The organism is Paenibacillus hodogayensis (assembly GCF_039536325.1).
Taxonomy (GTDB): Bacteria; Bacillota; Bacilli; order Paenibacillales; family NBRC-103111; genus Paenibacillus_AB; species Paenibacillus_AB hodogayensis.
The window spans coordinates 398169-411309 of record NZ_BAAAYO010000010.1 but is presented as its reverse complement, the minus strand read 5'-3'; the positions used below and the strand labels follow the sequence as shown (position 1 = coordinate 411309).

General features: G+C 58.4%; 10 protein-coding genes. 9 read left to right on the top strand and 1 reads right to left on the bottom strand.

All coding sequences use genetic code 11. From position 1 onward, the window contains the following. Positions 1-30: 30 nt before the first annotated feature. Positions 31-1347: a replication-associated recombination protein A gene (locus tag ABD796_RS20875; RefSeq protein WP_344911340.1), complete on the top strand. Its 1317-nt coding sequence runs from the start codon at positions 31-33 to the stop codon at positions 1345-1347. Positions 1348-1716: 369 nt separating this feature from the next. After that, positions 1717-3066: an Nramp family divalent metal transporter gene (locus ABD796_RS20870; RefSeq protein WP_344911338.1), complete on the top strand. Its 1350-nt coding sequence runs from the start codon at positions 1717-1719 to the stop codon at positions 3064-3066. 92 nt (positions 3067-3158) lie between these two features. Here ABD796_RS20870 and ABD796_RS20865 read toward each other — a convergent pair whose 3' ends face one another. After that, entirely contained in the window at positions 3159-4241 is a 1083-nt protein-coding gene (locus tag ABD796_RS20865) for a branched-chain amino acid aminotransferase (RefSeq protein WP_344911336.1), read from the bottom strand. A gap of 172 nt (positions 4242-4413) precedes the next feature. On the opposite strand from ABD796_RS20865, the gene ABD796_RS20860 reads away from it, so the two are divergent. From ABD796_RS20860 to ABD796_RS20830, 7 genes are all read left to right on the top strand, one after another. Continuing rightward, on the top strand, positions 4414-5271 hold the full coding sequence (locus ABD796_RS20860) for a LysR substrate-binding domain-containing protein (protein WP_344911334.1): 858 nt from the start codon (positions 4414-4416) through the stop codon (positions 5269-5271). Positions 5272-5580: 309 nt separating this feature from the next. Next, on the top strand, positions 5581-5775 hold the full coding sequence (locus ABD796_RS20855) for a hypothetical protein (RefSeq protein ID WP_344911332.1): 195 nt from the start codon (positions 5581-5583) through the stop codon (positions 5773-5775). A gap of 299 nt (positions 5776-6074) precedes the next feature. Continuing rightward, positions 6075-6302 (top strand): hypothetical protein, encoded by a 228-nt coding sequence (locus tag ABD796_RS20850; RefSeq protein ID WP_344911330.1) that lies wholly within the window; start codon positions 6075-6077, stop codon positions 6300-6302. A gap of 35 nt (positions 6303-6337) precedes the next feature. Next, a complete protein-coding gene (locus ABD796_RS20845) occupies positions 6338-7519 on the top strand; it encodes a M20 metallopeptidase family protein (protein WP_344911328.1) in 1182 nt (393 codons plus the stop codon). 249 nt (positions 7520-7768) lie between these two features. Then, on the top strand, positions 7769-8803 hold the full coding sequence (locus tag ABD796_RS20840) for an SGNH/GDSL hydrolase family protein (RefSeq protein ID WP_344911326.1): 1035 nt from the start codon (positions 7769-7771) through the stop codon (positions 8801-8803). A gap of 361 nt (positions 8804-9164) precedes the next feature. After that, a complete protein-coding gene (locus tag ABD796_RS20835; RefSeq protein ID WP_344911323.1) occupies positions 9165-10937 on the top strand; it encodes an ABC transporter ATP-binding protein in 1773 nt (590 codons plus the stop codon). Then, on the top strand, positions 10937-13030 hold the full coding sequence (locus ABD796_RS20830) for an ABC transporter ATP-binding protein (protein ID WP_344911321.1): 2094 nt from the start codon (positions 10937-10939) through the stop codon (positions 13028-13030). The genes ABD796_RS20835 and ABD796_RS20830 overlap by 1 nt, the downstream gene beginning before the upstream one ends. The last annotated feature ends 111 nt before the right edge of the window (positions 13031-13141 follow it).

Below are 13141 nucleotides of genomic sequence, written 5' to 3'. Positions count from 1 at the left end.
GTATCGTAAACGGCAAGGTGGGAGAAACCGGTGGATTTGTTTACTTACGAGGATGAACATAGCCCGAAGGGGAGGCTGCTCGCCGACCGGATGCGGCCAAGGACGCTGGCGGAATATGTCGGACAGGACCATTTGGTCGGGCCCGGCAAGCTGCTGCGCCGGGCGATTGAAGCCGACCAGGTCAGCTCGATCGTGCTGTACGGACCGCCCGGCACGGGCAAAACGACGCTCGCCGGCATTATATCCAACGCGACGAACGGGGATTTTGTGCGGCTGAATGCGGTTGACGCCTCCGTGAAGGACGTGCGCGAGGTGATCGAGCAGGCGAAAGCGAACAAGGCGATGTACGGCAAGAAAACGATTCTGTTCCTGGACGAGGTTCATCGCTTCAATACGGCGCGGCAGGACGCGCTGCTGCCAGCGGTGGAGCAAGGCATCATTACCTTTATAGGAGCGACGACGGAAAATCCGTTTCACCACGTCAACGGGGCGCTGATGTCCCGCTCGACGCTGTTCGAGCTGAAGGCGTTGAACCGCGAGCATTCGCTTGCGGCGATGAAGCGGGCGCTGGCCGACCGGGAGCGGGGACTCGGCTTTATGCCGATCGAAGCGGAGGAGCAGGCTTTGCAGCATGTAGCGAGTATGGCCAATGGCGACATTCGCCGCGCGCTGAATGCGCTCGAGCTGGCCGCGCTGACGACGCCCCCCGATCCGGATGGAACGATCCGCATCACGTTGGAGGCGGCCGAGGAATCGATCCGCAAGCCGACGATCAAAGCCGACGAGTCCACGCAGTACGATGTGCTGTCCGCGTTCCACAAAAGCGTACGCGGGTCGAGCGACGCCGCCTTGTACTGGTTTCTGTACGCCGTGGAGAAGCTGGGGATGGACCCGATGACGTTTCTGCGGCGGCTGATCGTCGCGTGCAGCGAGGATATCGGGCTGTCCAATCCGCAGGCGATGGTGCAGGCTGTGACAGCCATGGACGCTTATCACAAAATCGGCTGGCCGGAAGCGAAGTATAATATCGCCCAGGCCATTCTTTTCGCGGTGGAAAGCCCCAAATCCAACTCCATCCCGCTGGCAATCGCCAACGTCATGCAATCGTTCGAACGGACGAAATCGGCGGACGTGCCGCTCCATCTGCGCGACACGCATTACCAGGGAGCGGTCCGGCTCGGTCATGCAGGCTACAAATATCCGCACGATTACCCCGGCCACTATGTGGACCAGCAGTATGTGCCGGATGCGATCCGCGGAGCGGTGTTTTTCGAAGCGTCGGATCAGGGTACGGAGGAGAAAATGAAACAAAATCAGCAGCGCCGCAAAAATGCCGGACGGGGATAATCCCTGCCCGGCTTTCGTTTTGTAGCTTCCAAAAACTTTCGTTTCGCCAAACGGGTAAAGGCCGATACAGGGCATCGTGAAGCGGAATAAACGTCTGCCGGCTGCGGTGATTGTCTATAAAAAGCATCGAAAGACTGGCTCGAAAAAGGGAGCAAGCTGGCTAAAAGTTTTCCTTGACAAAAAAAGTTGCAGGAGTACAATTTGAAGTGTAAACAGCGTGGGTCTCCGATCGCCCGACTGGCATTTTATAGCGGGGGAGCATTCGGGAGAGCCTATAACTGCGAGAAGGTTTTCTTGCACGCAGCAAGTTTCGTATGGCAAACATATTTTACATTATACAACTTCATTCTTGGAAATCAGGTGATCATCATGAGCGACAATGCATCCAATGCGCCGCTTAAAGCCGAGGAGGGCTGGAGACGTTCCAGAACGATGCCCTCGCTGCCCGAAGTGCATGGCAGTCTTTCTATTCCGAAATCCGGCTCCTGGATCAAAAAGTTTCTCGCCTTCGCCGGACCGGGCTACCTCGTGGCGGTAGGCTACATGGACCCGGGCAACTGGGCGACCGATATTGCCGGAGGTTCGATGTTCGGCTATTCGCTGCTATCCGTCATCTTGCTGTCCAACCTGATGGCGATCGTCCTGCAGGCGCTGGCCGGCAAGCTCGGTATCGTAACAGGCCGCGATCTGGCTCAGGCGTGCCGCGACCATTACAGCAAACCTATCGCTTTCACGCTGTGGATCTTGTGCGAGCTGGCGATAGCGGCTTGCGACCTGGCGGAGGTAATCGGCTCGGCCATCGCGCTTAATCTATTGTTCGGCATCCCGCTCGTGGCCGGGGTCGTCATTACGGCGGTCGACGTGCTCGTGGTGCTGCTGCTGCAAAATAAAGGCTTCCGTTTCATCGAGTCGCTGGTCGTCATTCTGATCGTCACGATAGGCGGCTGCTTCGCTGCCGATATCTTCCTCTCCAAACCGGATGTGGGCGGAATTATGCAAGGCTTCGTGCCGACGACCGACATCGTCACCAATCCCGCTATGCTGTATATCGCGATCGGCATACTGGGGGCGACCGTTATGCCGCACAATCTGTACCTGCACTCGTCCATCGTCCAGACGCGCCGGATCGAGCAGACCCGGGCGGGCAAGAAGCAGGCGATCCGCTTCGCCGCTTGGGACTCCAGCATCGCGCTGTGCTTCGCCTTATTCATCAATGCGGCGATTCTGATCGTATCCGCCGCGACGTTCCACAAAGCGGGCATGACCGAAATCGCCGAGATCGGCGATGCGTACCGGATGCTGACGCCGCTGCTCGGAACGACGCTGGGCAGTATCTTGTTCGGCGTGGCGCTGCTCGCTTCGGGTCAGAACTCAACGTTGACCGGGACGCTGGCCGGACAGATCGTAATGGAAGGCTTCCTTAACATCCGTCTCGCTCCATGGCTGCGCCGGCTCATTACCCGGATGATCGCCATCGTGCCTGCCGTCATCGTGACGGCTGTAGCAGGCGAGAAGGGAAGCGCCGAATTGCTGATCCTGAGTCAGGTTATTTTGTCGCTTCAGCTTTCGTTTGCCGTCGTGCCGCTCGTCCAGTTCACAAGCGACCGGAAGAAGATGGGGGAATTCGTCAATCCGCTGTGGCTCAAGCTGATCGCCTGGCTCGTTACCGCCATCATTATCGTGTTGAACGCCTATTTGCTCTATTCCACCTTTTTTTGATTCGTTGCACGATGCAAAAAACCTCCAGCGCCGCGTTCGCGGTTCTGGAGGCTTTTTTACCGTTCATGAGCGGTGCAGATTCATCCGTCCGATTATACTTTGACGTCCTCGTGGACGAGCACGTTCCAACCGTACGAATCTTCCAGCTTGCCGTTCTGGATACCGGTAATGGTATCGTAAATTTTTTGCGAAATCTCGCCGGTGCGGCCTTCGTTGATCTTCATCGTATGCTCCAGCCAGTGCAGCTCGCCTACCGGGGAGATGACGGCCGCCGTTCCGGTGCCGAACGCCTCCTCCAGTTTGCCTTGTTGACTAGCCTCGTAAATTTCCTGAATCGAGATTCGGCGCTCGGAGAATGGGATGCCCCAGTCGTTCAACAGCCGAATGACGGAATCGCGGGTAACACCTGCAAGAATGCTGCCGTTCAGCTCCGGCGTGACAACCTCGCCGTCGATTTTGAAGAAAATGTTCATGCTTCCGACTTCCTCGATGTAAGCGTGCTCCTTGCCGTCGAGCCAGAGCACCTGCGCGAAGCCGCCGTGTTTCGCTTCTTCTTGAGCCTTGATGCCGGACGAGTAATTGCCCGCGGTTTTGGCAAAGCCGGTTCCGCCGCGTACGGCACGGACGTAATGGCTCTCGACGCTGATCTTGACCGGATGAATGCCTTCTTTATAGTAGGCGCCGACGGGGGACATGATGATGGCGAACACGTACTGCTTGGACGCCCGCACACCCAGACAAGGCTCCACGGCCATAATGAACGGACGGATGTAGAGCGACGTTCCTTCGGCGCTCGGCACCCAATCGCGATCGACGTTGATCAACGCCTTCACGTATTCCACGAAAGCTTCCTCGTCCATTTCCGGAATGCTCAGACGGTCGTTGGAAACGTTCATCCGCTGGGCGTTTTTATCCGGACGGAACAGCAAAATCTTGTTGTCTTTGGACCGGAACGCCTTCAATCCTTCGAAAATCGCCTGGCCGTAATGGAACACCATGGCGGCAGGGTCCAGCGTCAGCGGGCCGTACGGGACGATCCGCGGGTCGTGCCAGCCTTTGCCTTCGGTGTAGTCAAGTAAAAACATGTGGTCCGTAAACGTTTTGCCGAATTCCAAATTGGATTCGTCGGGCTTCGGTTTAAGGGAACTGCTCGGCTCGAAACGGATTGCGCTCATCTTTTGTCCCACTCCCTGATCGTAGAAATAAAAAAATGTCGAAATGGCGGTTCTTCTTCTACCTATTATATAGCTATTTTTATCATTGAACAATCCAATAGTTTCTATTATTATCATTGGTAATACCAATTATTTACGGGTGCAGGGAGGCGTTCGTATCGAGCTAAGGCACTTGGAATATTTTGTTGCGATGTGCGAGGAGCTGCACTTTACAAGGGCCGCAGAGAAGCTCGGCATCTCGCAGCCGACCCTTAGCCAGCAAATCCGCGCGCTGGAGTTGGAGACGGATACGCTATTGTTCGACCGAGTCGGCAAGAAGGTGATCGTCACCGAAGCCGGCAAGCTATTGTACCGGCATGCGCTGCGCGTCTTCGACGAGCTCGGGCAGGCGCAAAATGCGGTGCGCGAGCTGAAAGGGTTGAAGCAGGGAGAAATCCGGATCGGCTGCGCCGGCAACCATATGCTCGTCTCGCCGCTCATCTCGTTTCACCGGATGTATCCGGGCATTACAATCAACGCGGCCGAATTGAGTACCGAGGAGACGCGGCACGGGCTGCTGGACAACCGGCTTGATCTGGGCGTCGTGTTTCTTCCGGTCGAGGGCGAGCAATTGGAGAGCATTCCGCTATATACGGAAAATTTATGCTTGGCGGTCTCGGAAAGCCATCCGCTGGCGGAATATTCGCAAATCGGGCTGGAGCAATTGCGGGATATGCCGATGGCGCTGCTGCCGGGGAAGTTTCTGGTGCGTCAGCTGATCGACCGGGCGACGCAGACCAAAGGATTCCGCTTTCGCCCCGTTCTGGAACTGACGACGCTCGATTCGCTGCTTGAGCTTGTTGCCCGCGACGTCGCTTCGACTATTCTCCCGGAGACGTATTTGTCCGGCACCGGGCAGCAGAAGCGGATGCGCCGCATCCCCATCGTCAACCCGACTCCGCAGCGGGTCGTCGGGATCGTCTACCGCAACGACATCTTTATGTCTGCGGCTTCGCGGGCGTTTATCGACAATTTGCGGCAGTTGTTCTGAACGTGTCGTCCGGGATACCTCTGCAAGGCTGCGGCTTTGCGGGGGATTTATCTTTATGTGCCGGGTTGTATCCATTCGTGCCGGAGCCCGCGATCAAGTGAGTATTGTTGTGTAAGGGGTTACATGGCATGATCGCCTTGTCGGAAACGCCAGCCGCAGCGCCTGCGAAGACGGAGGAGAAGAAGCCGGTCGAGCTCGTTTTTTATTCTTACGAAAAACAGCAAGCTCCGGGACGACGCGTTCGACATAATCGCTTATTTGTCCTCGGATGAATTCCAAGAGCATCTGGCCAAACGGGGCATGCTGCCGGTGCTGAAAAACCGCGACGCCATCATGAAGCAGTTCGGCGCCGACGTGTCTTATTTGAAAAACAAAAACATCAGCGCGCTGCTGCCGAAACAATATACGCCTTCCGGCTACTCGTCGGCCAACCAGCTGATCGCCCAAAATATCGTGGTCGGCAAGTTCCAAGCCGCCTACAGCTCCGTCGCGCTTGGGGAATAAGACGTCAACACCGCGCTGCGCGAAGCGGGCGAGCAAGCGGACAAGGAGATCGAAGCGCTGCTGACCAGCCAAAAATAAGCTTGCGCAAGCGGCCGGCTTCCATGCACCGAACAAGCCCGCGATCGTCAAGATTGCCGGGCTTGTCGGCCGTTGCCGGAAGGCATGCGCGGGAGTGCTTGTAATGCCCCGCCCTTTCATATTAAGATGGGAGGAAAGGGGAAGGGGCGCATGCGGCGTTAACGGACCCTTCTAGTGGATGCGCTTACAAAATGCATGCTGCGCCTGGAGGGAACAAACGGATGAAAGTGGCGGCTCGCAAACGATGGTTGTACCGAAGCAAGCTGCTGGCATTCACGCTCTTGCTCAGCATCGCGCCGGTGCTCATTCTCGGCGGAGTCTCTTCTTACACGGCTTCCGCCAGCCTGCAGGAGGAAGTCGACGCTCATCAGCAGAGCATTTTGCGGCATATGCAGATGCAGGTCGACGAATACAACGAGGACCTGCGGCAGGCGGGAATTATCCAATAACGTCAGCTCGAATGCAGGAATGAGAGAGGAGCCGTATGATGATCGGAGTAGAGGGATTAAAGGAACAGGCGGAACGGATGGAGGAGGAGTTGATCCGGCAGCGCCGCGATTTCCATCGCCATCCCGAGCTTAGCTTCCAGGAGTCCAGAACCGCCGGAATCGTGGCCGCTCGCCTGAGCGCGCTGGGCTTGAGCGTAAGGACGGGAGTCGGAGGCCACGGCGTCGTAGCCGAGCTTCGCGGGGACGGAGACGGCCCGACGATCGCGATCCGCGCCGATATGGACGCGCTGCCGATTACGGAGGAGACGGGGCTTGACTACGCCTCGGAGACGCCCGGCGTCATGCATGCGTGCGGGCACGACATCCATACGACCGTCCTGCTGGGCGCGGCACAATTGATCGCCGAGCGGAAGACCGGGCTGCGGGGAACGGTCCGGTTCATCTTCCAGTCGGCAGAAGAAATATTGGCAGGGGCAAAAGCGATGATCGAGCAGGGCGTCATGGACGGAGTGGAGGAAATCTACGGTCTGCACAACCTGCCGTCTCTTCCGGCCGGCACGATCGGCGTCAAGCCCGGCGTGCTGATGGGCTCGATCGACCGGCTGGATATTCGGGTGGAAGGCAGGGGCGGCCATGGGGGCTATCCGGAAACGTGCATCGATCCGATCGTGGCCGCTTCGGCGGTCGTGATGGCGCTGCAGACGGCGGTCAGCCGGGAAGCGCCGCCGACCAAAGGCGTCGTCGTCTCGCTCGGCACGATCCATGCGGGGACGGCCAACAATATTATTCCGGATTTCGCCGAGCTCAGCGGCACGGTGCGCAATCTTGACGCCGACTGGCGCGGAACGATGCCGGCGACGCTTGCGCGGATCGTCGAGGATACGTGCCGCGCGTACCGCTGCCGAGGCACTTTGCACTATACCGAGCAGGTGCCGCCGGTCGTAAACGACGACTCCCTGACGCGTTTCGTCTCCGGCGTATCCGATCGTCTGTTCGGGGCGGAGAAACGGTCAGAGCCTTTGCCGATGACATACGGGGAAGATTTCGCCGAATATTTGCGGTTTGCCAAAGGCTGCTTCTTCTGGCTCGGCTCCGGCCCGCAGAGCGGCGCCGAACGGGCGGCCGGGCTGCACAGCCCGCGATTCGATCCGGACGAACGCTGTCTCGCGGCAGGAGCGGCGATGCTGGCCGGGATCGCGCTTTCCCGGCTGTCTTGAAGCGCGAGGAACTTCCATCGCGGTCGTCCAGCTGATCGGAAGCGCCCCAGCTCTCTGTTCCCGAGCTCCCGACCCCGCGCGGGGGGCAGTTTGCCGCGCCGCAGCCTGAACATTGATACGACCGAAATGGTCCCGCCGGGCAAGCTGCCGGACGGGACCAGTGTGCGTAAGTGGAAACTTTTAGGTTGCGCCCTGCACCGTGAGCTTGTACATTAGTAAATGACGACAATGGAGAGGGGAATCGGCTGTATGCAGATGCAGAGCATCGCGATAGACCGTGCGTTGTTTCAGGGCGCCGTGTCGGTGGAGCAGAAGGAAGACGGCTGGAAGCCGTGGCGCATTCCGTATAAGGAGTTTTCGCTGTTTCCGCCCAACGGCATAGGCGGAACCGCCGAAATATCGGCCGGGGTTCGTCTGCGGTTTTCGAGCGATACGACGACGGTCCGTTTGGAGCTGGCTCAACTGGAAACCCAGGTGCAAGTTGATTTGATATACGGGGAAGATACACTCGTGACGCGCGAGCTGGAGCCGGGCCGCACGACGGTCGAGTTCGATGGTTTGCCTGGTCAGGAGAAGCTGATCGAAATTTATTTGCCGCAGAAGGTGCCGACGATCGTGAAAGCGCTGACGATCGACGAAGGCGCGGTCTGGAATATCCCCGATATTGCAAGAACGAAGTGGGTGACGTACGGCAGTTCGATTACACAGTGCAACGCGGCATTCAGTCCGGCCCGGACGTGGCCGGCTCTCGTGGCGCGCCGGTTCGGGCTTGATTTGACGTGCCAGGGATTTTCGGGTAACTGCCATTTGGAGCCGATGGTCGCGCGGCAAATTCGCGATTTGCCAGCAGACATCATTTCCCTCTGTCTCGGCATCAACGTGTATGGCGGCGGAACGCTGAACCGGCGGACTTTCCAAGCGGCTGTTATCGGCTTCGTGCAGATTATCCGCGAGAAGCATCCCGATACGCCGATCGTGCTGATGTCGCCGATCTGGTCGCCTTCGAGAGAGCAAGTCACAGGGGCCTCCGGCTTCACGCTTTCCGAAATGCGCTCGGAAATCGAGGACGCGACGGCAAGGCTGAGCGCGCTCGGCGATCAAAACCTGCATTACGTAAACGGCTTGACGATATTCGACGAAACGTCCGCCGAGCATTTGCCTGACCAGCTTCATCCGAACGGACAGGGCTACTCGATTATGGGCAGCAACTTCGGCAGTCTGGTCATGCAGCCTTTACTGGAGCGTTACGGGTTGGACCGCCGGCCGGCAGTGGCGAACGGGTAGACGATTATAATTGATTTTTCGCTCCGAGGCGATTGACAGGCGAATTGCCCGCATGATAACGTTACAGGGTATCTACCGATTGCGATTCGGAAAGGAGAGACCGTTATGAAGATCGAACAATTCCGCACTTTTCCCACACGGCGGGCTGCCGGTATGGAATTCGATCGTGACAGGTCTTTCCGAAGCGTCGGGATTACGTCGCGGACGCGTTAACGCGCCGCAAGGTTATCGCACAACGCATGTCGGGGCGCCGTCACGGATACTCGTGGCGTGCGCCTTTTGCATATGGCGAAGCACACCGCTCACGGGCGGTGTGTTTTTTGTAGGAAACGGATGGGTAGAGAGGAGAGAGACAACACAGATGCTTTCCGTAATACGCAAGCTGAGTTGGTTTTTCCGTCAGGAGTGGAGACGCTACACGGTTGCCGTGGTGCTGCTGGTTATATCCGGCGTATTGGAAATTATTCCTCCGATGCTGGTCGGCCGCTCGATCGATACGATTCATATCGGCGGGATGGACTGGAACGTTATCGTACTGACGCTGACGCAACTGCTGACGATTACGGCCGCCGCGTACATCATCAACTTCGCATGGCATTACAAGCTGTTCGGAGGGGCCTTCGTCGTCGAGCGCCTCATGCGTTCCAGGCTGATGCGCCATTTTTTGCGCATGAGGCCTTCGTTTTACGAACGCAACCGGACCGGCGATCTGATGGCGCTGGCCACGAACGATTTGCAGGCGGTGTCGCAGACGGCCGGCTTCGGTATCTTGACGTTCATGGATTCGACGCTGTGGATGATGACGCTGCTCGTGACGATGACCGTTTTCGTTTCCTGGAAGCTGACGCTGGCGGCGATCCTGCCTTTGCCGGCTATGGCGATACTCGTCAGCGTCTACGGCAAGTGGATTCATAAGCGGTTTATGGCCGCCCAGGACGCGTTCGGTTCGATGAACGACGGTGTGCTGGAAACGATATCCGGCATCCGCGTCATTCGCGCTTATGTGCAGGAAAGGGCCGCGGAAAGCCGGTTTGCGGCGGTCACGAAAGACGTGCTGGACAAAAATATCGCCGTCGTGAAGATCGATGCCCTGTTCGAGCCGACGATGAAAATATTGACCGGAGCGAGCTATCTGATCGGCCTCGGCTACGGCGCCTATCTGGTGTACCACAATGAGCTGACGATCGGCGGGCTCGTCGCCTTCAACGTCTATTTGGGCATGCTCATCTGGCCGATGTTCGCCATCGGCGAGCTAATCAATATTATGCAGCGCGGCAACGCCTCGCTGGATCGCGTCAGCGGCACGCTCGACTGGAAGCCTGACGTCGAGGAGCCGGAGGAAGAGAAGCAAGCCCGGGTGCCGGATCGGCCCGGCGCCATCGAATTCCGTGATGTTACGTTCCGCTACCCGTCCTCGTCGGTAGACAATTTGCGCGACGTCTCGCTTGTGCTCCAGCCCGGTCAGACGCTAGGCATCGCCGGGCGGACCGGCAGCGGCAAGACGACGTTGATGAAGCAACTGCTGCGCGAATATCCGCCGGCCCAAGGAACGGTTGCGATCTCCGGTGCTCCGATCGAGACGATCGATATGGATCTGCTGAAATCGTGGTACGGCTATGTGCCGCAAGAGCAGTTTCTATTCTCGCGGACCGTAAGGGCCAACATTTTGTTCGGCACCCGTCGGGGAGAATCGACGGAGGAGGAGCTTCAGAACGCGATCGCAGCTTCGGCGCTGGCCGGCGACATGGCGTTTTTGCCCAAAGGACTGGAGACGACGGTGGGAGAAAGAGGGGTATCGCTATCTGGCGGGCAAAAGCAGCGGGTATCGATTGCTCGTGCGCTTATCGCCGATCCGGACATCCTGATGCTGGATGATGCCTTGTCCGCCGTAGACGCGAGGACGGAAGCGGAGATCGTGAACAATATCCGGACGACCCGCGCCGGGAAGACGACCTTGATCGCCACCCACCGGTTGTCGGCCATTCAGGAGGCCGACTGGATCGTCGTCCTGGACGACGGCGCCATTGCCGAGCAGGGAACGCACGAACAGCTGATGGAACGGGGCGGCTGGTACAAAGAGCAGTACGAACGGCAGCAAGTGGACGCCAAACGCTCGGAAGGCGGTGATGCATAATGAGTCAGGAGCAGGAACATTACGATCTGGATATCGACAAGACGGCGGCCAATCCTCTGCGTACGCTGCGCCGGCTCGTCGGCTACGCGTTGCATTTCAAAACCCAGCTGCTGCTGGCGCTGCTTATGCTGACCGTTGCGGTCGGCACCGAGCTGGCCGGTCCGCTTGTGGCGAAGCGGCTGATCGACGTGCATATTACCGGCATCGAGAAGCCGTGGTACGTAACGGCGCAGAGCGATTCCAGCCGTTTCGCCGTACCGCTTGACGGGGCGCTTTACAAACGGACGGACCGCTTTGCCGAGGGCGAGGCGCGGGGGGCGGAAGCGCGCGTGCTGCAGGTCGGGCGCAGCTATTATTTTATCGGAGAGCCCGTTCTCTTCGACGGGCAAAGAAGTCTGACGGCTGAAGGCGGGTTGTTCATCAAGCGGGGCTCCCAGGAGAAAACGTACGCGGCGCGGGAGCTGACCGCCTCGGAGATGTACTCCTTCTTCCGCCCCGAGCTCGGCGGACTGATCTGGCTTTGTTGGGCCTATTTCGGATTGCTCGTCGTGTCGGCCGCTTTCTCCTACGGACAGCGATTCGTGCTTCAGGCAGCTTCGAACCGGATTATCCGCAATATGCGCAGCGACGTATTCGGACAGATGAACCGGCTGCCGATCCGCTACTTCGACAATTTGCCGGCAGGCAAAGTCGTATCGCGGATCACGAACGACACGGAGACGATCCGCGAACTGTACGTAAACGTGCTGGCCAATTTTTTTACCGGAACGATCTACATGGCCGGCATCTTCGTCGCTCTGTTCCTGTTGGACGCGCGGCTCGCGGCGATCTGCCTGTTCATCATTCCGGTGCTGGTGGCGTGGGTTTATATCTATGGCCGGAAGGCGAAGCGCTATAACCGGGCGATCCGTTCGGCGGTAGGCGAAATTAACGGCGTCATCAACGAATCGATCCAGGGGATGCCGGTCGTGCAGGCATTTCGCGGCGAACGGCGGATGGAGGCGGAGTTCGAGCTGATCAATACGCGGTTGTTCGCGTTCCGTAATAAGCTGCTGAGCCTGAATTCGTGGACCGGCTATAACTTGGTCGGGGTGATCCGCAATATCGCGTTGGTGGCGCTGATTTGGTATTTCGGCGGAGAAGCCGTGGCCAGTCCGGAGGCTGTCGTTACGCTCGGCGTGCTGTATGCGTTCGTCGATTACTTGAACCGGCTGTTCAATCCGATCGTCAACATCGTCAACCAGCTGCCGAATCTGGAAACGGCTCTCGTATCGGCCGAGCGGGTATTCGTGCTGCTCGACGAAGAAGGGGAGGACGTCTCCGACCGCAGCATGCTGCGATTTGCCGGCAACGTGAAATTTGACGATGTGGCGTTCGCTTACAAAGACGACGAGTATGTGCTCAAGGGCATTTCATTCGAGGCGAGCCAGGGCCAAACGGTGGCGCTTGTCGGCCATACGGGCTCGGGCAAAAGCTCGATTCTCAATCTGCTCTTCCGTTTCTACGATCCCAATTCCGGCAGCATTACGATCGACGGCACCGATACCCGCCAGCTGCCGCGCCAAACGATGCGCGAGCATATGGGCATCGTGCTGCAGGATCCGTTCCTGTTCACGGGGACGATCGCGTCGAACGTCTCGTTGGACGATCCCGGCATCTCCCGGCAGCAGGTGGAGCAGGCGCTTGTCGATGTAGGCGCGGGACGTTGGCTCGCCCAACTGCCGAAAGGCGTCGACGAGCCGGTCATCGAGAAAGGCAGTACGCTGTCCGCCGGCCAACGGCAGCTTATCTCGTTCGCTCGCGCGCTCGCCTTCGATCCGGCGATTCTCATCTTGGACGAAGCGACGTCGAACATCGATACCGAAACCGAGGCGCTGATCCAGAACGCGCTCGAGGTCGTTAAGCAAGGGCGGACGACGTTCATCATCGCTCACCGGCTGTCCACGATCAAGAACGCGGATCTAATTCTTGTGCTTGATCGCGGTGAAATTGTCGAGCGGGGCAGTCACGACGAACTGATGCGGATTCAGGGAAAATATTATCAGATGGTTCAAATTCAGCAGGGGGAGCTTGCGCCGACCGTTACACGGTAACGGGGCGCAGCTTCTTTTTTTCTGCAGCGCGACATGTTCGGTCTTCACGGCGGCTGCCCGATTGACGGAGCGAAGGGGCGGCTTCCCCAATCGGCGATTTGTGCTATAATG